At 40.3% G+C, this 22,032-nt stretch carries 17 protein-coding genes; 12 read left to right on the top strand and 5 right to left on the bottom strand.

Going from position 1 to position 22,032, the window contains the following annotated elements:
- The first annotated feature begins 209 nt into the window (after positions 1–209).
- The 5 genes from FHS57_RS04340 (at position 210) to FHS57_RS04320 (ending at position 7,588) form a co-directional block, all read left to right on the top strand.
- On the top strand, positions 210–362 hold the full coding sequence (locus FHS57_RS04340) for a DUF2256 domain-containing protein (RefSeq protein WP_183971652.1): 153 nt from the start codon (positions 210–212) through the stop codon (positions 360–362).
- A complete protein-coding gene (locus FHS57_RS04335) occupies positions 349–1,881 on the top strand; it encodes a cryptochrome/photolyase family protein (protein ID WP_183971651.1) in 1,533 nt (510 codons plus the stop codon). The genes FHS57_RS04340 and FHS57_RS04335 overlap by 14 nt, the downstream gene beginning before the upstream one ends.
- Before the next feature lie 344 nt (positions 1,882–2,225).
- Positions 2,226–3,752: an RtcB family protein gene (locus FHS57_RS04330; protein WP_183971650.1), complete on the top strand. Its 1,527-nt coding sequence runs from the start codon at positions 2,226–2,228 to the stop codon at positions 3,750–3,752.
- A gap of 206 nt (positions 3,753–3,958) precedes the next feature.
- Positions 3,959–4,885, top strand: a complete 927-nt coding sequence (locus FHS57_RS04325) for an Rpn family recombination-promoting nuclease/putative transposase (RefSeq protein ID WP_183971649.1) — start codon at positions 3,959–3,961, stop codon at positions 4,883–4,885.
- A 75-nt stretch (positions 4,886–4,960) separates the two neighbouring features.
- Positions 4,961–7,588 (top strand): valine--tRNA ligase, encoded by a 2,628-nt coding sequence (locus FHS57_RS04320; protein ID WP_183971648.1) that lies wholly within the window; start codon positions 4,961–4,963, stop codon positions 7,586–7,588.
- A 151-nt stretch (positions 7,589–7,739) separates the two neighbouring features.
- Here FHS57_RS04320 and FHS57_RS04315 read toward each other — a convergent pair whose 3' ends face one another.
- Together FHS57_RS04315 and FHS57_RS04310 are read right to left on the bottom strand one after the other, a co-directional pair.
- Positions 7,740–8,510 carry a hypothetical protein gene (locus FHS57_RS04315; RefSeq protein ID WP_183971647.1) on the bottom strand — a complete coding sequence of 257 codons (771 nt, stop codon included), beginning with the start codon at positions 8,508–8,510 and terminating at the stop codon, positions 7,740–7,742.
- Positions 8,511–8,597: 87 nt separating this feature from the next.
- The gene (locus FHS57_RS04310; protein ID WP_028526450.1) at positions 8,598–9,062 is read right to left on the bottom strand and encodes an Lrp/AsnC family transcriptional regulator; all 465 of its coding nucleotides are present in this window, start codon (positions 9,060–9,062) and stop codon (positions 8,598–8,600) included.
- A 233-nt stretch (positions 9,063–9,295) separates the two neighbouring features.
- Between FHS57_RS04310 and FHS57_RS04305 the strand changes: the two genes are divergently transcribed.
- The gene (locus FHS57_RS04305; protein ID WP_183971646.1) at positions 9,296–9,817 is read left to right on the top strand and encodes a D-glycero-alpha-D-manno-heptose-1,7-bisphosphate 7-phosphatase; all 522 of its coding nucleotides are present in this window, start codon (positions 9,296–9,298) and stop codon (positions 9,815–9,817) included.
- Positions 9,818–10,024: 207 nt separating this feature from the next.
- Here the strand turns inward: FHS57_RS04305 and FHS57_RS04300 are convergent, their stop codons facing one another.
- Positions 10,025–11,494, bottom strand: coding sequence for a type III PLP-dependent enzyme domain-containing protein (locus FHS57_RS04300; protein WP_183971645.1), 1,470 nt, complete (start codon positions 11,492–11,494; stop codon positions 10,025–10,027).
- A gap of 188 nt (positions 11,495–11,682) precedes the next feature.
- Here FHS57_RS04300 and FHS57_RS04295 point away from each other — a divergent pair, with 188 nt between their 5' ends.
- Complete coding sequence (locus FHS57_RS04295) at positions 11,683–13,017, top strand: glycosyltransferase family 39 protein (RefSeq protein ID WP_183971644.1); 1,335 nt, start codon at positions 11,683–11,685, stop codon at positions 13,015–13,017.
- 13 nt (positions 13,018–13,030) lie between these two features.
- Positions 13,031–14,530, top strand: coding sequence for a glycerol kinase GlpK (gene glpK / locus FHS57_RS04290; protein ID WP_183971643.1), 1,500 nt, complete (start codon positions 13,031–13,033; stop codon positions 14,528–14,530).
- 48 nt (positions 14,531–14,578) lie between these two features.
- On the opposite strand, the gene FHS57_RS04285 is transcribed toward glpK, so the two are convergent.
- Both FHS57_RS04285 and FHS57_RS04280 read right to left on the bottom strand, forming a co-directional pair.
- The gene (locus FHS57_RS04285) at positions 14,579–15,664 is read right to left on the bottom strand and encodes a complex I subunit 1/NuoH family protein (protein WP_183971642.1); all 1,086 of its coding nucleotides are present in this window, start codon (positions 15,662–15,664) and stop codon (positions 14,579–14,581) included.
- Positions 15,665–15,791: 127 nt separating this feature from the next.
- Positions 15,792–16,880: a T9SS type A sorting domain-containing protein gene (locus FHS57_RS04280; RefSeq protein ID WP_183971641.1), complete on the bottom strand. Its 1,089-nt coding sequence runs from the start codon at positions 16,878–16,880 to the stop codon at positions 15,792–15,794.
- Between the two features lie 266 nt (positions 16,881–17,146).
- Between FHS57_RS04280 and FHS57_RS04275 the strand changes: the two genes are divergently transcribed.
- The 4 genes from FHS57_RS04275 (at position 17,147) to FHS57_RS04260 (ending at position 22,029) form a co-directional block, all read left to right on the top strand.
- Complete coding sequence (locus FHS57_RS04275; protein WP_183971640.1) at positions 17,147–18,562, top strand: phage tail-like protein; 1,416 nt, start codon at positions 17,147–17,149, stop codon at positions 18,560–18,562.
- 145 nt (positions 18,563–18,707) lie between these two features.
- Entirely contained in the window at positions 18,708–20,075 is a 1,368-nt protein-coding gene (locus FHS57_RS04270; protein WP_183971639.1) for a lipopolysaccharide biosynthesis protein, read from the top strand.
- The gene (locus FHS57_RS04265; RefSeq protein WP_183971638.1) at positions 20,068–20,925 is read left to right on the top strand and encodes an FkbM family methyltransferase; all 858 of its coding nucleotides are present in this window, start codon (positions 20,068–20,070) and stop codon (positions 20,923–20,925) included. Before FHS57_RS04270 ends, FHS57_RS04265 begins: the two co-directional genes overlap by 8 nt.
- A gap of 27 nt (positions 20,926–20,952) precedes the next feature.
- Entirely contained in the window at positions 20,953–22,029 is a 1,077-nt protein-coding gene (locus FHS57_RS04260; RefSeq protein ID WP_183971637.1) for a glycosyltransferase family 4 protein, read from the top strand.
- The last annotated feature ends 3 nt before the right edge of the window (positions 22,030–22,032 follow it).

Below are 22,032 nucleotides of genomic sequence, written 5' to 3'. Positions count from 1 at the left end.
AGTGTTTGTGTGTAAAATATCATCTAACCTAACACGAGAATTCGATAGACTTATTATCGTAAGAGAGAAAGTATAATGTGGGTAAAGTAAGTTCTTACGGTCTAATTGATCAAAGCAACGGCAGGGGTTTTCCTCCTGCCGTTCTTTTTTGGGATTCGTTCAAACAATTTCCTCCACCAAAGGTTGAAACATCAAAACTCATTTTCAACTTGAAAAAACAACACTTACCTACCAAAACCTGCCTCGTGTGCGGTCGACCTTTTACATGGCGCAAAAAATGGGAAAAAGTATGGGAAGAAGTGAAGTATTGCAGCGACCGCTGCCGCAGTCAACGAAACAAGAAAACCCTTGAAAACACTTAGACTTATTTTAGGTGACCAGCTCAATTATCAGCACAGTTGGTACACTCAGGCTTCACCCGATACGCTTTATGTGCTGATGGAACTGCGACAAGAAACCGATTATGTGGTGCATCACGTCCAGAAAGTCATTGGCTTTTTTGCAGCCATGTACAATTTTGCGGCTTATTTACAAAAACGAGGGCACCGTATCGTTCATTTACGCATCAATGACCCCAACAATACGCAAAGTTTGACCCAAAATCTTGACTGGCTTATTGAGCAAAATGGCATCGAGTGTTTTGAGTACCAACTCCCCGACGAATACCGCCTCGACCAACAGCTAACCACTTACCGTCAGCAACTTAACATTCAGAGTAAAGTCTATGACACCGAACATTTTTACACGACCCGCGAGGAAGTGACGCAGCTCTTTGGTTCAAAAAAAACCTACCTCATGGAAAGTTTTTACCGAACCATGCGCAAAAAACACAAGGTGCTCATGGATGGCTCAGAGCCTGCTGGAGGGCGTTGGAATTTCGACAGCAACAACCGTAAACCTTTCAAGGGCAACCCCGTTCAGATTCCGACCCATCAGTTTTCGCACGATTATCGGGATATTTTGGAGGAAATTGACCGCGCAGGAGTTCGGTATTTGGGCACTCCCCTCGCCGACCGTTTTCCTTGGCCCACGACCCGCAAACAGTCGCTCGAAGTCCTTGATTTTTTTCTAACCTTTCTTTTTGCCCATTTTGGAAATTACCAAGATGCCATGCACACGGGCCATTGGTCGTTGTTTCATTCCAAACTTTCATTTTCGCTCAACACCAAAATGATTAGCCCTGCGGAAGTGGTCAACGCCGCCGTTGCGTACTGGGAAAAGCATCCCGAGCGGGTCAGTATTGAACAATGTGAAGGGTTTGTCCGCCAAATTTTAGGTTGGCGCGAGTACATGCGCGGGATTTATTGGGCCAAAATGCCCGATTATCAGCAACTCAATTACTTTGGGCACGAGCGTTCGCTTCCCGATTGGTTTTGGACGGGCAAAACGAAGATGAATTGCCTCAAACATGCCATCGGTCAGAGTCTCAATTATGCTTACGCACACCACATCCAGCGGCTGATGATTACAGGCAACTTTGCGCTTTTGGCAGGCATCCACCCCGACGAGGTAGATCAATGGTACTTGGGCATTTACATCGACGCCATCGAATGGGTAGAAATCACCAATACCCGAGGCATGAGCCAGTACGCCGACGGAGGGATAGTTGGTTCTAAACCCTACGTCTCTTCGGCCAACTACGTCGATAAAATGAGTAATTATTGTGCGTCTTGTTTTTACGATAAAAAATCAAAAATTGGCCAAAAAGCCTGCCCATTCAATAGCCTTTACTGGCATTTTTATGAGCGAAATCGGGCGCTGTTGGAGAAAAATCCGAGGATTGGGATGATGTATCAATTGCTCAATAAAATGTCCAACGCCGAAAAACAGGCCATCTTGGAGCAAGCTGACGTCCATCTTATCAACCTACCAAACCTTTGATTATCTGAAGGTTAAGAAAATAAAAAAATACTCAAAAAAAATAAATTCAACAAATCATTGGAAAATACAATTTTGTTTTTCCTAATTTTGTGACACAAATTAAAACCAACACAACTATGCTACGGTATTCGCAAAATATAGCAATCAGCCAAGTCGCAGGTGTCTGCGTCAGCGATGCTATGCGAGTCGGCAAGTATGTGTTTTAGAGCGAAATTCCTCCTTCAACATACCCAGCCCGACTCTTCCCAGTCGGGCTTTTTTTGTGCCATTTTTTTCTTAACAATTTACCTTCTCCTGTTTGGAATAACTGGCCCAACAAGTTTCAAATTTTCAAAACTATTCAGATGAACAGTTTATTCACCATCGAAGAAATCTTAGTGCTGGCTGATATTCCAGCCTCATTGCATACTACGTTTTTGCGAGTTGCCAATGGGCTTCACCAACATGCCGAATATCCCAAAGAAAAGGTATTTGAGCTTTTTGCTCGAATGTTGGAAAACCCTAAAAAGTTTGCCTACTCCAAAAACAAAGTAACCAATTTAGCCAAGTCTATTTACGACTTACAAAAGGAAAAGGTGTTTATTCCCCTTTCGGAAACAGGTAAGTCATTTTTACCGCCACCTGAACCTGCTTTTGTGTTAAATACTTCTGAAAAACAAGAAGTTACAGAGTTCAACTTGCGTGAAGCACCGTTGCCTTACGCCATTTTTGGACGGGAGCATATCGAACAAGGGGCATTAGACCAAATGAAAACGGCGGCGAGTTTGCCGATTTCTATCGCGGGGGCGCTTATGCCCGATGCCCATCAAGGCTACGGCTTGCCGATTGGCGGCGTTTTGGCCACCCATCCAGAAACGGTCATTCCGTACGCAGTTGGGGTGGACATTGCCTGCCGAATGTGTATGTCGATTTTCGACTTACCTGCCGATTTTTTTAAACGAGAACCTCATTTATTAAAACGAACGTTGGTCGAAAATACCAAATTCGGAATGGGGGGAGAAACGGGTAAAAAGTTTGACGAAAGTGTGATGGACTTGCCCGAATGGCGAGCGACCAAAATCATCCGCGACCTGAAAGACAAAGCTTACCGTCAGTTGGGTACGTCGGGTACAGGTAATCACTTTGTCGAATGGGGCGTTGTGGAAGTCTTTGAACAAGACGACCTCCTCGGCCTACCCGTTGGCAACTATTTAGCTTTGTTGTCGCACTCGGGTTCGCGAGGTTTTGGAGGAACAGTTGCAAATTACTACTCCAAACTCGCCATGCAAAAAACGCGCTTGCCAAAGTCAGCGGCGCATTTGGCGTGGCTCGACTTAAACACCGAAGAAGGACAAGAGTACTGGATTGCGATGAATTTAGCGGGCGAATATGCTTCGGCCAATCACCACGAAATTCACGCAAAAATCGCGCGGGAATTGCGAGAAAAGCCCCTAAAAATGGTCGAAAATCACCATAATTTCGCTTGGAAAGAAACCCTTTCCAACGGCGAAGAGGTAATGGTTCACCGAAAAGGAGCCACGCCCGCAGGTCCCAACGACCTCGGAATCATTCCAGGTTCGATGACGCAGCCAGGATTTGTCGTACGAGGAAAAGGGCACGACACCGCACTCAACTCGGCCTCTCACGGAGCGGGGCGAGTCATGTCACGAACCAAAGCGTTTGAGAACATTACTCGTCATCAACTCAATAAGATTTTAGAAGAGACCAATATCCAATTGATTGGCGGGGACTTAGACGAAGCACCGATGGTTTATAAAAACATCGAAACGGTGATTGCGGCCCAACAAGACTTGGTGAAGGTTTTGGCAAAATTCAGTCCTAAAATCGTCCGAATGGCCGACGCCAACCGAAAAGAAGGCCGAGAAGATTAAAAAGCAGGGTGAAGTTGAACACATAGTTCACATAGAGTTTTCACATAGAAAACAAAGCTATGTTCTATGTTTTCTATGTGTTCATACTAATATGTTCTATGTGTTTTAAAAGGAATACTACTAAATCCTGCATTTATTCGTACACCCGCGTTTAAGGCGCTGACAGGGATAAGGGGATTTTTCCGTACTTTTGCAAAAAAATTAGAATGACAACCAAGCCGCTGATTCGTTTTGACTGGGCCATGAAACGCCTCCTTCGTCAAAAATCCAATTTTGTGATTTTGGAAGGATTTTTGTCTGAACTTCTCAAAGAAGACATCATCATTGAGCAAATTCTTGAAAGTGAATCTAATCAAGAGAGCTACGAGGATAAGTTCAATCGGGTGGACATTTTGGCGTTGAATAGTAAGAAAGAGTTGGTCATTTTCGAAATCCAAAACAACAAGCAGGTTGATTATTTCCAACGAATGCTCTACGGAGTCTCTAAAGTGACCACCGAGTACCTTGGACTGGGCGAAAGGTACAGTCGAATCAAAAAAGTATATTCAATCAATATCGTCTATTTTGATTTAGGGCAAGGAAAGGACTACGTCTATTACGGAAAAACTGATTTTGTGGGCATCCATCAAGGCGACTTATTAGAGCTTTCTGCCAAACAAAAGGAATTATTTGAAAAAGAGGCTGTTTATCAACTTTTCCCAGAGTTCTATGTCATCAAAATCAACAATTTCAATGATCTGGCCAAAGACACCCTTGATGAATGGATTTATTACCTTAAAAATGACGAAGTTCTCAATAACTCTAAGGCAAAAGGACTAAAAGAGGTGGCAGAATATTTAAAAATACAAAACCTCCCCGAAGCCGAGCAGAATGCGTACTTCAAACACATCGAAAACAAACGCATTGAAAGAAGTGTCATCGACACCGCAGTCATGGATGGGATTGATATTGGCAGAGCTGAAGGCAGAGCCGAAGGAATTGCGGAAGGAATTGCGGAAGAGCGAGCTAGGGCGGAGGAAGAGAAAAGACAGTTGGTATTACAAACCGCTCGAAATCTTAAAAACCTTGGTCTTTCCAACGAACAAATTGCCATTGCCACAGGGCTTCCTGTTACCACAATTGAAACGCTTTAAAATTAACTATTATCATTACTTAAATCTCCCTTTTTTAAGAACGATTTAAGTGGGGTTACTTATAAACCAACAAACATGATTTCAAAAACCTACAATCCGCGCGACATCGAAGACAAATGGTACAGCTATTGGATTGAAAACCGCTATTTCAATTCAAAGCCCAATCCTGACAAAGAGCCTTATACCATCGTCATCCCTCCGCCCAACGTAACGGGGGTATTACACATGGGGCACATGCTCAACAATACCATTCAGGATGTTCTTGTCCGCAAAGCGCGCATGGAAGGAAAAGAGGCTTGCTGGGTTCCTGGTACCGACCACGCTTCGATTGCGACCGAAGCCAAAGTGGTTGCCATGCTCAAAGAAAAAGGGATTCAAAAACGCGACTTAACTCGCGACCAATTCTACGAATATGCCTGGGAATGGACACACAAGTACGGTGGCATCATTCTTCAGCAGTTGCGTAAATTAGGGGCATCATGCGATTGGGATCGTACACGTTTTACGATGGAACCCGCTTTGTACGATGCCGTTATTGATACGTTTATCGACCTGCATAATAAAGGATACATTTACCGTGGCCATCGCATGGTCAACTGGGACCCTCAAGCCAAAACAACCGTTTCGGACGAAGAGGTATTGACCAAGGAGGTAATGACCAAATTGTGTTATTTGCGGTATAAAATAGTGGACAGTGACGACGCCATCATCATCGCAACAGTTCGCCCTGAAACCATCATGGCTGACTCGGCCATTTGTGTTCACCCCGACGATGAACGCTACAAACACCTACACGGTAAAAAAGCGTTGATTCCTCTCATCAACCGCGAAATTCCAATCATTACCGACGAATACGTTACGATGGATTTTGGAACGGGTGGTTTGAAAGTAACTCCTGCGCACGACCAAAATGACTATGAATTGGGGCTTAAACATAACTTGCCCATTATTGATATTTTGAACGAAGACGGTACACTCAATGAAAAAGCCCAGATTTTGGTAGGTGAAGACCGTTTTATTGCACGCAAAAAAATCATCAAACTTCTTGATGAAGCGGGTTTTGTTGAAAAAATAGAAGACTACAAAAGTAACGTTGGACATTCAGAACGTACCAACGCTGTGATTGAACCTCGTTTGTCGTTGCAATGGTTTGTGAAGATGAAAGAACTTTGCCAACCAGCCCTTGAAAACGTAATGAACGACAATATTCAGTTGGTACCGCCTAAGTTTAAGAATACCTACCGCGTGTGGATGGAGAACGTTCGCGACTGGAATATCAGCCGTCAGTTGTGGTGGGGACAACAAATACCTGCGTATTACCTCCAAGATGGAACGGTGATTGTAGCTAAAACCAAACGCGAAGCTTTACGCAAAGCACAACACGAATACCAGTTGTTTGCCCTCACGGAAGAAGATTTGACGCAAGACCCCGACGTAGTAGATACGTGGTTTAGCTCGTGGTTGTGGCCGATTACGGTTTTCGATGGCTTGAAAGACCCTAACAACGAAGACATTAACTACTACTACCCTACCAACGACCTCGTGACAGCACCTGAGATTTTGTTTTTCTGGGTAGCACGGATGATTATTGCAGGGTATGAATTTAAAGGCGAATTACCATTCCGTAATGTCTATCTAACAGGGATTGTTCGTGATGCGAAAGGCCGTAAAATGTCTAAATCGTTAGGAAACTCACCCGACCCTTTGGACTTAATTAATATTTACGGAGCCGACGGAGTTCGTACGGGAATGCTATTCAGTTCGCCAGCAGGAAACGACCTTCTTTTTGACGAAAAACTGTGCGAACAAGGGCGTAATTTCTGTAACAAAATTTGGAATGCCTTCCGTTTGGTAAAAGGATGGACAGTTACCCCCTCTTCCAATGAAGGCGGTCAAGTAGCTGCCCTCCCCATTGCGTGGTTTGAGGCAAAATTGAACCAAACCATCGCCGAAGTACACGATTTGTTCAGTAAATACCGTTTGTCAGATGCACTCAATGTGATTTATAAACTCATTTGGGACGACTTCTGCTCGCAGTACCTCGAAATGATTAAGCCTGGTTTTGAGCAACCTATCGACCAAGCTACGTTTGAGGCAACTATCGGCTTTTTTGATAAACTAATGGCGTTGACTCATCCGTTCATGCCGTTTATTACCGAAGAAATTTGGCAAGACATCCGCCCACGCGGCGTAAAAGAAAGCCTTTGCGTAGCCGAATTCCCCAAAGTTGCGCCGTTTGATGCAACGATGTTGGCTAATTTTGAGATTTTCTTTGAGGTTGTTACCAACGTTCGCAACCTACGTAGTACCAAAAACATCAGCCCTAAAACAGAGCTGCCATTGACCATCAAAACTGAAAATCAAGCACTTTATCAACCCTTTGAAAGCCTGCTTGTGAAGTTAGCGAACATTTCGGACATCAGTTACACAACGGGCAAAGCAGAAGGCATGTCGTTCTTGGTAAAAGCCGACGAGTTTTTTGTCAACTTGGAAGGTGAACTTGACGTAGAAGCCGAACGTGAAAACCTTCAGAAGGAACTCGAATATACGCTTGGTTTCAAAAAATCGGTAGAAGCTAAACTTTCAAACGAACGTTTTGTACAAAATGCAAAAGCAGACATCGTTGAAAAAGAACGTCAAAAATTAGCCGATGCCGACGCTAAAATTGTCACTATTCAAGAAGCATTGGCTCGTCTCAGTTAAAGGTCAGACGACAGTCAGACCGAATTAGCGAGATTAATACGCGTCAGACTACCGTCTGACGCATAGCCAAACAGCAGTCAGACGATAGTCAGACTGCTGCCCTCTTCAAGAAAATAAGTCTTAAATGCACGCCGAAGCACTCCGCGTGCATTTATTTTTGGCTCATTTTATAATTACCTACCATTGTTCCAATAATCAAAATCAAGTACGAAGCCATCGTCCCCAGCACCGCAAACCCAATGGCAATCATGGGATTAAAAGGCAGCGATTTATGAAAAAGCCCTACCCATGTAAATGTCATTATCGCAACAAACGACATTCCGAGAACCAAGCGCTGTAGCAACTTAACTGACTCATTTCCAAACACATTTACATACATTAAGCCATAAGCCATAGTGGCTATACTACTCGTCATCACTGCACTAAAACGACTTAAAATACAAGCAACAACGAAGAACAGAATGCCTAAGGTTGGCATTTTCCATTCGGGGAAAAATACATTTGTTTTTGGAGGAAACAACAACGAGGTTTGCTCAGGTAGCACCAAAAACTTCAGGCTGTGCCATTCGTACAACAAGGCCGCTAGGTTTAACAATGTAAAAACTGCATCAACGTAGGGAGTTCCTTGCCAATTTTGGGAAATTGTCACCGTCAAAATTCCCAAATTCATTGGTACAAGCATAATAAGCCCTAGTAACGAATACCGCTGCGACATGACCAACGCACCCACTATTACCTGAGAAGTTGCAATAAAAAAGCCAAAAGTACGTAATCCGTGCGGGGTCAGTTGCTGAATCAACAATGGTGGGCCAATCAATTGGCCAAAATGCCCTTCGGTAAGTTTACATAGGCCCGATGAAGTAAACAAATATCCCAGAAAAAGCCTGATAAGCAATACATTAAAATCTTTCAGTGCTATCATAAGTTATTGATTTAGCTTGTACGGCACATACACAAGAAGCGGGGCTGATGGCCCCGCTTCTTGTATTGCCTCTAAAAGAGAGAGAAACTAGTACGGAATTGGCAAAACTTTGCTTTCCTTGAAGGTCGATAAAATCACCATCGTTTGGGTATTGGCTACTTCTTCAATTTCATTGATACACTCAAGAAGCAGCTTTTGGTACGACGCAATGTCCTTTGAAATTACTTTCAACAAAAAGTCGCCCGAGCCCGTAATGTGGTGACATTCTATGATTTCTGGAATTTCATTTACCCTCTTCACAAACGACTCTGTCACATCTCTTTTATGGCCCACCAAAGTAACTTGGATAAACGTCGTTACGCCAAGACCAACTTTTTCACGGTCCAATTGAGCGTGATAGCTCTGGATAATCCCGTGTTGTTCAAGTTTTTTAACACGCTCAAGGGTGGGCGCAGGGGAAAGACCTATTTCCTTAGAAAGTTGGGCATTGGTAATTTTTGCATTCGCTTGCAAAATATCCAAAACCTTGCGGTCTATCTGGTCTAATTTCATGTGTGAAGCTAATTTTTAAAAACTGGCAAACAAATATTATACTGCAAATGTAATGATTTTGCGGAAGTATTTTCTAAAAAATAGGGATTTTTATTCTATAAAACAAAACAAAAAACAACTTTTATAAAATTATCAATAACCGTTTAATAAATTTTTACAAAAAAATAACTACGTATTTTACAAATAAATCATCTAATAGTATTATTTTTAAGCATTGATACACCGTAAGATTTATGAAACAGAAGTGCATTTTTTTGGATAGAGACGGAGTGCTCAACCAAGATTTAGACGGTTATTTATATCGTCCAGAAGAAATGGTTATTCCTGATGGGGTAATCGAGGGCCTACAACAGATGAAACAAGCTGGCTATCTGTTGATTGTCATTACCAACCAAGCTGGTATAGCCAAAGGGCTATATACAAAAGAAGCGGTATGGCAATGCCACAACCACTTTCAACAACAGTGTGGGCATTTACTAGATGACTTATACTATTGCTCACATCATCCCGACTTTGACAGTCATTCGCTGATGCGAAAGCCTGGGTCGTTGATGCTTGAAAAAGCAATGGCTAAATATGATATTGACCCCAACCATTCGTGGATGGTTGGCGACCGCCCCCGCGACATGCAAGCGGGCAAGCGCGCAGGAGTTCGCACCATTCATTTAGGTACGAATCCTCAAGAATCAGCAGGAGACCAATTTGCCACTAATTTCTTAGCCGCCACTCAATTGGTATTACATTCGGTGTCTTAGGCTTTTTTCTGAACCTTTACCGAACTGTCGTACGCAGGACAATATCCTTTACGATTGCAGCTGGCAGCGCCCAAAACGAGCATTATTAGTGCGAAGGAAAGTAGTTTTTTCATGGTATTTTGTAAATCTTTAGCCAAGAGCAACTTCGAAATAAGTTGCTCTTGGTGTTTTATGTAGCTTATTACGAAAATCGTGCCGAATTTATTGTCAACTATGCGCCATCTCTTCCACTGCCTCCATGTCCATCTCAGCAGGGTTGAGGGGTATTGATTCTTTATTGCGTGCATATCCCAAGGTTGACATCATGCTCTCACTTCCTTGCTGATCCGCAAACAGACGCGTAACGATATTACCTTGTTCATCGCGATCAACCAACACATGCTTAGGGGCAGGAATCAAGCAGTGCTGAATACCACCATATCCACCCAATGATTCTTGATAAGCTCCTGTATGAAAGAATCCTACGAATTGTTCTTCTTTCTCAAGATCAAATACGGGCAAATACAAGTCAGCGCTGTGTGCTTCAGTGTTGTAAAAATCCTGAGAATCGCAGGTGAGACCTCCAATATTTACTTTTTGGTAGGGATTATCCCAATTATTTACCGCCAACATAATATATTTTTGGTTCATTCCCCACGAATCGGGCAAATGTGTGATAAACGACCCGTCAATCATGTACCACATCTCCTTGTCATTTTGGAGTTTTTGGTCAATAATCTGGTAAATAACGGCTCCGCTTTCTCCCACTGTATAGCTCCCAAACTCGGTAAACAAGTGCGGAACAGGCACATTGTTTTTATTACAAATCCACTGAATATTTTCCACGATTTCGTCAATCATTTGCTGATAATCGTAGTTAAATTGCAATGAAGTTTGAATTGGCAAACCACCACCAATGTCAATTGAATCCAGATCAGGACAGATTTTCTTCAATTCGCAGTATTTAAACATAAAGCGTGTCAACTCGCTCCAATAATAGGCAGTATCTTTCATACCCGTATTAATGAAGAAGTGTAACATTTTCAGTTTAAACTTAGGATTATGCTGAATTTTCTCCTTGTACAACTCATTGATATCAGCATACCGAACGCCCAAACGAGAAGTGTAAAAAGCAAAATTTGGCTCCTCATCTGTCGCAATCCGAATCCCAAAATTCACCGACTCTGCCGTTACATTTTTTGAGTAATAGTCAATTTCACGCAAATTATCCAGTACAGGCATAACGTTAAAACCTTCGTTAATTAACTCAGTAATAGCCTTTTGATAATTTGGCAATTTGTACCCATTACATATAATGTACGTACTTTTGGCAATCTTTCCTGTATTGTACAAATTGCGCACAATCGGAATGTCAAATGCCGAGGAAGTTTCGAGATGAATGTTATGCTGGAGGGCTTCTTCAAGCACAAAACTAAAATGGGAGGACTTGGTACAATAACAATACGTATATGACCCTTTGTAGTTAAAACGTTTGAAAGCGTTTTTAAAAAATTGTTTGGCGTTACCAATGTGTTCGCCAATTTTGGGCAGATAGGTAAGTTTTAAAGGAGTACCATACTGGCGAATAATATCCATGAGGGGAACATTATTAAACGATAGCTCATCGTTTTGGACGTTAAACTCCAGCGTAGGAAATTCAAACGTCTGCTCAATTAAGTTTGTGTAAGTGCTTTTCATCTTGCCTTAGAAGCATAAAAAGGGTGTTTGGTGAAACATGTGCAAAAAGCCTGCGAAATTCTACCAAAATAACGGGTTTTGCAAGAAAAAAGTGCAAAATACCTGCGACGATTCCTTACTTTTGCACCCCAACAGACCCAAAGAAGCTAACTAAGTAGGCGCTTAATGATTATTTTACCAAATTTCAGATGCTAATTTCATTTTTTAAACGTGCCCAAACCCTCAAATTTTTACTTTGGTTTGGGATAGGACTACGAATCGTTTTGTATTTTACGCTTTCTCCCTATGGTGCTGATGCCCACGGAGAGATTATCAATTTCATTGCAACCCATCATCGACTTCCAATCACCAGAGAAGTTTTTTGTGCTATGCACCCTCCTCTCTATTACCTATTGGCCCAACCTTTCTTTGCATTTGATAGCCTAACAAACCAAAAAATAACGCAATTACTCTCTGTCTTAATCTCTTCTCTTAATCTTTATTTGTTGTATTTATTAGGGAAACATTATTTTAAAAACACCCTGATTCTGAACATAAGTTTTCTGTTGGCCATTTTCCTTCATTCTTACATTACTTTTTCATTGTACGTCACAAACGACACCCTTTCGTTTTTGATTGGAACATGGTGCTTTTGGCTACTTTCAAAATACTTTCAAGCACCTTCAAGGAAAAAAGAATATTGGTTAGCGTTTGCTCTTGGTTTGGGGCTTTTAGCCAAAGGCACATTTTTAGCATTTGTTCCTGTAGTGTTTGGAGTCATTGCACTAACTCTATATATCTTAAAGATAGATTGGAAACAAATTATCTCTCGACTCACTATCTTTGGGATACTTACCCTCGCAATTGGAGGGTATAAATTTGCCGAAAACTGGTACTATGAAGGCCGTCCCGTTGTACACAATATGGATATTTTCCCCTTAAATAGTCAAAAAACGTACCAAGGGCCAAAAAGTTTTTATGCGTTCAACTTACCAAAATTGATGAAAAGCCCTACGATTTATAACCGTGATTTTGATTTAATACACGTGTATCCCATCGTGATGTATGCTACTTTTTGGTACAAATACGCCGACCTTGAAAATGATTACGACTTGGGAGTAAAAACAAATTTTAAATACATCGGGAGTCTAATTTACCTAGTTGCGCTCATCCCTACCCTAGTTATTTTGCTTGGCTTGTGGCTTTTAATCGTTCAATCAATTCAATTTTTGACATCTTTTTCATCTTTATCCAGCGGTGAAGCCATCAGTGCGCTAGAAAAAACGACTTGGTTGGCCTTGTTACTCATGAGTGTAGCTTTGGTACTGATTGCTGGATTCAAATACGATGCCTGGTCTTGTTTTCATGGGCGGTTATTTTTGCAATCATTTTTTAGTCTCTTAGCCATGCTCTATACTGGGCTGTCGTATTTACAAGCTCGATCCACGCTTCTCTTCAAACTGAGTAGTTTGGGAATCATTTGCCTAGCTTTTTTATACTGTTGCTATTTCGGTATCGAAAGTTTGTATAAGTTTATAGGGTAAAACCTTTAACCAAATGTCAAAATACGTAGCCGCAATTGACCAGGGTACTACCAGTACCCGTTGTATTATTTTTGACCGCCAAGGAAATATCATTTCAGTAGGTCAAAAAGAACATCAACAGATTTATCCTCAACCAGGTTGGGTAGAGCACGACCTAGAAGAAATCAGAAAAAACACGCTCGAAGTTATTGCTCAAGCACGCATAAGTGCTTCGATTCAAGCCAGCGACATCGCCGCGGTGGGCATTACCAACCAACGCGAAACTACCGCCGTTTGGAATCGCCGAACAGGAAAGCCCTACTACAATGCGCTTGTTTGGCAAGATACTCGTACTGGTGAGCTGGTGAGCCAATTTGCCCAGAATGGTGGCCAAGACCGTTTTCGTACCAAAACTGGACTTCCGTTAGCAACTTATTTTAGCGGTTTAAAACTTCGTTGGTTGCTAGATAATGTCGCTGGCCTACGCGAGGATGCAGAGCGAGGTGATGCTATTTTCGGAAACATGGACACTTTTCTCATTTGGCACCTCACGGGGGGAGCCAACGGAGGCACCCACGTGACGGACGTTACCAATGCCAGCCGAACACAGTTGATGAACCTCGAAACACTACAATGGGATGACGAACTGTTATCAATTTTTGAGATTCCTCACTCAATGTTACCTGCCATTAAAAGTAGCAGTGAAGTCTATGGAAATGTAGTTTTGGATGTTTTACCCAATGTCCCCATTGCAGGTGACCTCGGAGATCAACATGCTGCATTGGTAGGCCAAACCTGTTTTGAGCCTGGACAGGCTAAAAATACGTACGGTACGGGCTGTTTCATGCTTTTAAATACAGGCACCGAATTAAAAGTTTCAACCCAAGGGCTACTGACCACCGTGGCATATCAATTTGGTAATCAACCTGTTTGTTATGCACTTGAAGGCAGTGTGGCCATTGCAGGTGCACTTGTTCAGTGGCTACGCGACAACCTTGGCATGATTCAAAAAAGCAGCGATGTAGAAGAGCTTGCCAAAGCCGTTGAAGACAACGGAGGAGCTTATATTGTACCTGCTTTTTCTGGGTTATATGCTCCTTATTGGAAAGCCGACGCGCGCGGTGTCATTGCAGGTTTGACGCGCTACGTAAATAAAAATCACATTGCAAGGGCTGTCTTAGAAGCAACTGCCTACCAAACGTTAGATGTGATGGAAGCCATGGAAAGAGATGCAAACATTGAGCTAAAATCCCTTCGCGTCGATGGAGGAATGGTCGCAAATCAGACCTTGATGCAATTCCAAGCCGACATGCTCAGTGTTCCTGTGGTTTGTCCAGCAGTTACAGAAACAACGGCGCTGGGTGCTGCTTATGCGGCAGGTTTAGCCGTTGGATACTGGAAAAACTTCGACGATTTACGTCAAAACTGGGGTGTAGCCCAAACTTGGAATCCTCAAATGACCGAAGACCGCAGGTCCAAGCTATACAAAGGTTGGAAAAAAGCAGTTGAACGTTCTTTCGCTTGGGAAGACTAATCATTGGTTGGCAACTAGGTGTGTGTTGGTTGCGAGCAGCCAACACCACTACACCATCATTAAACGCCATACGCCACAAATAAAGAAAAGCACAAGCGCAACGGGTGTTAATACCTTCCAACACAAAAACATAAGCTGATCGACACGTAGTCGGGGAAACGTCCAACGTACCCACATTTGCAGTAAAATCGCAAAACCAGCTTTTAGTATCAACCAAAACCCCGCGGTTAAATTCCCCCAAATAGTTCCAGGTGCTCCGCTTGTCCAATCTGCCAGTCGTACTGGTCCAATATTGGGTAAAGGAGTATTCCAACTACCTAAAAACAAAATTGCCCCCAAAAGCGATACCAAGAGCATCATGGCATATTCAGACAAAAACAGCAATGCCCAGCGCATCCCTGAATACTCCGTATGAAAACCACCAACTAACTCAGACTCTCCTTCTGGGATATCAAAAGGTGCTCGATTACATTCTGCCAAAGTGGTGATAAAAAAGACGATATACGCTAAGAATAGAAACGGATTACGAAAAATGTTCCAACTTAATATACCGCCGACTTGAGAAATATCAATTCCTAGCGATTTCAGCCCAAACAAATACACTGGCTCATCAGAATATACACCTTGCTGGTAGCTAATCGCTTGTAAATCGAGCGTTTGTGCAGTCATTACTACACACAATATAACTAATCCAAGGGGAATTTCGTAGGAGACAATTTGTGCTACAGAACGCATCGCCCCAAAGAGAGCAAATTTATTGTTTGACCCCCACCCTGCCATTAAGATACCAATCACATCCACCGAAATAATAGTCATCAGAAAGAAGAGCCCTATCGCAGTCCGTGAACCTTGCAAATCAGGGGTTAGAGGGAGCACCGCATATCCTGCAAAAATAGCCGTAAATATCACTAAAGGGGCCAGTAAAAACAGCTTACGATCAGCAGCAGCAGGAACAATATCTTCTTTTTGAAGGAGCTTCATCAAGTCAGCGATAAGCTGCAACAAGCCCCATTTCCCTACCTCCATAGGCCCCATACGGTCTTGGATAAAGGCTGATATTTTACGTTCTAAATAGACCCCTACTACTACCGAGGAAAGGGCCATGATTAAGAAAATGGGAAGTGTCAGGGGCATGGGTAATCACAAAATTTTGCCCCAAAACTAACGAAAAATACCACGCTAGTGGGAGATTATCGTAAAAAAGGGCTTCATACGGTATAAGTATGAAGCCCTTTCAACAAAACTTTACAAAAGTATGTACTTAGCGATTGATAGAAACTTTCTCGTTAAATACTTGATTTTTTTCAGGTCTTACAACGCGCAAGAAATAATTACCAGTACCTGCGGCATCTTTATCCAATGAATAGTTGGTTTTCAGACTTTTCACTTGTCCTTCTTGTTTTACAATGGTTTTACCAGTAATATCAACGATGTCCAAGGCAACTGTCTCGTCTGCACTAAAACCTTTCAATTTTACCTCAAACACACCATTGCTAGGGTTTGGAAAAACGCCAATTTCTGGTTTGCCAGCCAATTCAGCCCGCTGAGTACCTACAGTAAAATAGCTTGTACCTTTCAAAACGGCTTCCGAAGAAACTGCATTTGTAGAAAGCGTGCTAGGATTCACAGCCCACTGATTGTTTTTCATCTGCAACAACTGAAAACGGCTATCATCAGCGGGTACAGTTACTTGCACACTGGTTTCTGTTGCATTTTTAACTGACCAGTAACTATCACTTCCAAACTCCTCTACTTCTGCCGAGAGCTTGGTAGATAAACGTTCTGGGCGTTGGCGAACATATCCTACTTGAATTTCTTCGTATGATGCTGGTTTAGAAATTGAAAAAGCTTGCAGGCGACTTCCGTCACCAACAGGAAAACGAAACGCCTCAGCACCTTGTTTAACCATATATCCTTTTATATGGGAATTGTTTGAGCCGCCAAGCACTTTTGCAGTCGAGCCTAGCATCAATAGAGCCGACTCAGAGTTCTCTAAAATACCATCTCCAAGCACCAACTGGTTGTTGACTTGCAGCGGGCTTTTCAAAAGAACTTTGCCAGTTTGACCTAATACAAGCGCGTTCATTTGAAGTGGGGTCATACTTTGAAGCGACTGAGTACCGTTGCCATTAAGTACGACTTGGCCATTAAGAACCATCTGCCCTTGGTTCATTACCCCTTTACGAAGGTGTAAATCACCCTCAAGTTGAAACGTACCTGTATTGGTTAATTCCTCGTTGACAGTCATAATCACCCCAGATGTTACTGTAACATCGGTTGACGAAACCATCTGTGCCTGTGCCGCCAACGTCACCAAGCATCCTGCAACTGCTATAGAAAATCTTTTCATAATCGGTTTCAAGCGTTTAACTGATACATCAATTAGCCAAAAATAAGTTAGATTTTTGAGGTTACCTACAGAGTTTGCCAAAAATTATCTAACGGTCATTTCCAGAAAGAAAATTATCTTAAAATTTTAATCAAAAATTACCAATTATATAGGGCACAAAAAGTACCGTTAGATAATTTTTGTGCAAACACCTTTTTAATTCGCTCACAATGTTCTAACTTTCGTCTCGAAAAACAGAAATCTATCCAATTAACTGCAAACATTATATGAAAAGACTGCTTACTCTAGCATTGGCGATGGGCTCATTGGGAGCTTTGGCCCAGCAATCGGGAAATGTTGGTATTGGTACAAAAAGTCCAGACCCATCAGCTATCCTTGACTTGAGTTCAACCACAAAAGGTCTTTTGTTACCTCGAATGACTCAGTCTCAACGTGATGCCATTTCAAATCCAGTAGCAGGTTTGATTGTATTTCAAACCGACAAAGCGATTGGTACCTATTTATACAATGGTACAGCTTGGTTACCTACCAGCGCACGTCTGGGAGAGACTAGTTCAGTAGGAGCGTGGGACAAGCAAGGAAACGCCATCGACGGAACAGACTTCATTGGTAGTACGAATGATTTTGATGTTGTTTTCAAACGCAATAATATTCAAGGCGGAAGAATTGGTGCTTCAAATACTTTTTTGGGTAATTCAGCTGGTGCAAATAACAACGGAACCAACAATACCGCACTAGGTAATGGTGCACTTCAATATTCTACAAATTCCTCATTTGGAAACGTTGCTCTTGGTGCTAATGCCTTAAAAAATAACCAGGGTGGTAGTAATAACTTGGCTATTGGTACTAATACTCTCTTATCAAATAGTGGCGGGTTTGGTAACGTAGCCATTGGTAATCAAGCAATGACATCGAATCAGACTGGTTATCAAAACATGGCAATCGGGGAAAATACACTTTTTTCATTATCGGGAAATAGTGATGGTGGAATTGGTAACGTTGCAATTGGAGCTGGGTCTTTATTCAAAACAAATGGAAGTGGCAACGTAGCTATCGGTTCATATGCAGGGCAAGAAAGTCTCGGTTCTGGAAACCTATTTCTAGGATTCAATGCTGGACAAAGCGAAACCGGTAGTAACACACTGTATATTTCAAATACTGGAACAAGCAATCCCCTTATAAAAGGTAGCTTTCATGCAACAGCTCCATGGGTTAAATTTAACGTGAAAGCCGCTCCTGGCTCACCTACTCCTACAACTACTGGTTATCTAGCGATTGGAGACTTTGATACAGCACCTGCAGGTGCGGGTGCGGGTGGCCTAGGATTACCGAGTAGTTTTAGTGCTGGTGCATATCGTTTGTATGTACAAGATGGAATTCTAACCGAAAAACTCAAAGTAGCTCTTCGTAATTCATCTGATTGGGCTGACTATGTTTTTGCTCCTGATTATAAACTTGCCCCTTTGGAAGAGGTAGAAACATTTATCAAGGCAAATAATCACTTACCAAATGTTCCATCGGCAGATGAAATGGCCAACAACGGGCTAGATGTTTCTAAAACGTCAGCAAAATTGATGGAAAAAATTGAAGAATTGACTCTGTATGTAATTGAGCTAAATAAACAAGTTAAGGCCCTACAATCAGAGAATAAAGCGCTTATCCACAAGATTGACAATAAATAGCAGGTAAGCTGGAATAAAAATACCCAATCAAACCATGGTTTGATTGGGTATTTTTATTCCAGCTTCAACGAGCATCTGTTCATTTCAAATTCTTAAACATTATTCGTAACTTTGCATTTTAGTAAGAATAAAATCAAGAGATATTTTGCTACAAGTTACTTCTTTGAAAAATGCGTCATTTTTAAAACGATTTTTTAGTGGCGTAGGTGCAACTTTTATAAACCAACTTACTTCACTAGCAAATCAATTTGTTTCCATTGGCATTTTTATATCTTTTTGGGGAGAGATGTATTATGCAGAATGGATTTTAATTTACTCCTACTGTCAATATTTAACAATGGGAGATGTTGGTGTCAGTGCCACGCTTAGTAATAAAATTGCTTCATTCATTGAATCGAAAAAAACCGAAGAAGCGAACAAATGGTTTATTAATGGCTGGATTATATCAACTTTCTTTTCTCTTATTTTCTTCTTAATAATCTTTTTTATAATATTATTTTTTCAAAAAAACAACATTAAGTATATTGACCAAAGTGAATTATATATATTCCTTTCTCTATTATCTATCTATTTATTTATCTACATTCAAAGTAGTTTGTTAAGTGGTATTTATTCTGCATCACTTCAATTTACAAGGCAAAAAAACATTGATACTTTCGCAAAGTTATTTGATTTTATTGCAATTTTAATTTCATTAAATCTTGGGGGGAAAGTTATATTAACATCTGCGTTACTTATTTTATTTCGAACTATTATATTTATTTTTATAATTTATGATGTAAAAAAAAGGTTTCATTGGATAAAATTAGATGTTAATTATATTCAAACTAGTACAATAAGTGCTATTATTAAACCTGCCTTTGCAAACATGTTTCTGAATTTGGGGTATTTATTATACTACAATGGACCAGTCATACTTGTAAGTAATTTGCTAGGCAATACCTACGTACCACAATATTATGCTATAATTACGATTATTAGAGCGGCAAAACAAGTACCCTATTTAATTACTTTGCCCCTTTATCCTGAATATGCACGTTTAATTGAATCAAAAAGCTTAGAATTGGCTAGGCAAATGCACCGAGTTGCTCTGAGGCTTACGTTTATTTTAGCCATTGTTGCAATTCTATTTATCTTCTTTTTTTCTGATTTTGTCATTAAAATGCTGCTACAAAATAATTCGCTAATCATTGACAGACCTTTTTTTATATTGTGTTTAGTAGCTCTACTTTTACAGTCAATTTGGCATGCAAGTAGTGCAGTTCTAGTAGGGAGTAACAACCATATAAAACTTGCCTATCATTTTACATTAGCTAGTTTCCTGGGTTATACTGTAATGATATTATCAATGGAAAACCTAAAATTAACATCTGTTTCATTAGGACTTCTTGTGATAGACATTTTCATGATACTAACCATTTTTTATCAGGTTTTTATATTACTCGATGAAAAACTTGACAATTTTTTCCGTTTTGATTTAAGAAAAGTAAACACTCTATTTAAACATGATTAATAATAAACTCGTGTATGATGTTGGTTTGCATCTAGGTTATGATACCAAACTTTATTTAAGTAAAGGTTATAAAGTAATTGCTATCGAAGCTAATCCCACTTTGATTAACCTATCAACTATTCAATTTAATCAAAGCATTAAAGAAGGTAACCTTACATTACTTAATAATGCTATATCAAATATTGATAATGCAACTGTACCTTTTTATATTAGCCAGCTTGGTAGTGCTCAAAGCTCACTTCAAAAAACAATGGCTGAACGAAGAGGAGGTATTCTTGAAATACAAATAGAGACAAAAAAATTATCATCTATTTTTAGAGAACATGGAACCCCTTATTATTGTAAGATAGACATAGAAGGTCACGATTTTATCGCACTTGAAACACTTTCAAACTCTAATTTACGTCCAAGGTTTATTTCAGCAGAAATAAATAACGTTTCCGATGATGGAATTTTAGTGAGTGATATTGTTGAAATAGACAAATTGTATCCAATTTGGTTTTCTATTCTAGAAAAATTAAACCATTTAGGCTATTCCAAATTTAAAGTTGTCGAACAAGCCTCTTTAAGGGTATTATCGCTTCAAATGCTTCAAAGAGATGTATTCTTTCAAAATGGTAGTCTCATCTCTAGAATTAAAAACAGGTTGAATAGAATTTGGACTTGTTTTAATTTCAAACCAGCACTCAACAAAGGTTATTTTAGTGATTGCTCTGGGCCATTTGGGGAATCCCTTGAAGGAGAATGGGTTGGTTTTGATGAAGCTAAACAGATTATTATTTCTTTTGGCCAGCAAATGCACAATAGAGGTATAAATGTATTATGGTGTGACATTCACGCTACAAACTAAAAGTAATTTAAGTAGAACCTTTTAATAATGTTGAAAAGAAAGATATTAGTTGTTTCATTGGGAAGAAAAGCACTTGAGGAGCATACAAAAAACATGATTGCTCATTTAAGTACTGAAGAGTTTGATTTAATATGTTCAAAGTATTCTGAGACAGACTACAAAGTTCCGAACATTATTTTTAAAACTAAGACTTATCAATCGTCTTTAACTTTTATTATTAATTCAATTTTTATACTCCCTGTATTACTTTTAAAGTTAACAAAATTAAGAAAATCGCACGATATTATTTATTTTCCAACCGTCCATCCTTGGAATACATTAATAATTTTCGTTTGGAGAGCTCTAGGGAATAAAACCATTTTGACAATTCATGATGCAGTTTTGCACCCAGGAGAAGAAAATTTTCTTTTACAATTGAGTCTAAAATATTCAATGGTTTTTACTAGCCATTTGTTATTTTTAACTGAATATGTTAGACAAACTGCTTACAGTAAATTCAACTTAAAAGCCCCATACAAAATCATAGCTCAGGGACTATTGCCGCTTCCTAACATAATAACTTCAAGAGGCATCAAAGGAAAAAATATTTTATTTCTAGGTCGTATTTCAAAGTACAAAGGAGTCGAATTGTTGGTTGAGGCTGTAAATGAGTTGCCAGACAATGCTTATGATTCACTCACAATAGCTGGTATGCCCATTTACAAAGTTATTTTACCAGAAGAAAATCCTAAAATTAAGCTCATTGAAAAATATCTAGCAGAAGAGGAAATGTCTGACCTTTTAAATGGCGCTGACATAATCGTACTACCTTATCTTGAAGCATCTCAATCAGGAGTTGTACTTCTCGCTATATTAGCCGAAAAACCTATTATTTGTACTAATGTAGGTGGTATATCTGAACAGCTCAATTCTAGTGAATGTTATTTCATTAACCCTAATAAAGAAGAATTAAAAAAAGCAATATCCACTTTATTATCTAACAATAAAATGTATATTTCTATGCAAGAATCTTTAAAAAACAAGCAACAAGATTTATTATGGGAACACAAAACACAGCAATTATTAAAATATGTTCAAGATATACGTAATGCAAATTTTGTATAATTA

Source organism: Runella defluvii (genome assembly GCF_014195535.1).
Classification (GTDB): domain Bacteria; phylum Bacteroidota; class Bacteroidia; order Cytophagales; family Spirosomataceae; genus Runella; species Runella defluvii.
Note: the sequence above shows the minus strand (reverse complement) of the source record. Positions and strands in the feature narration are given on the sequence as shown.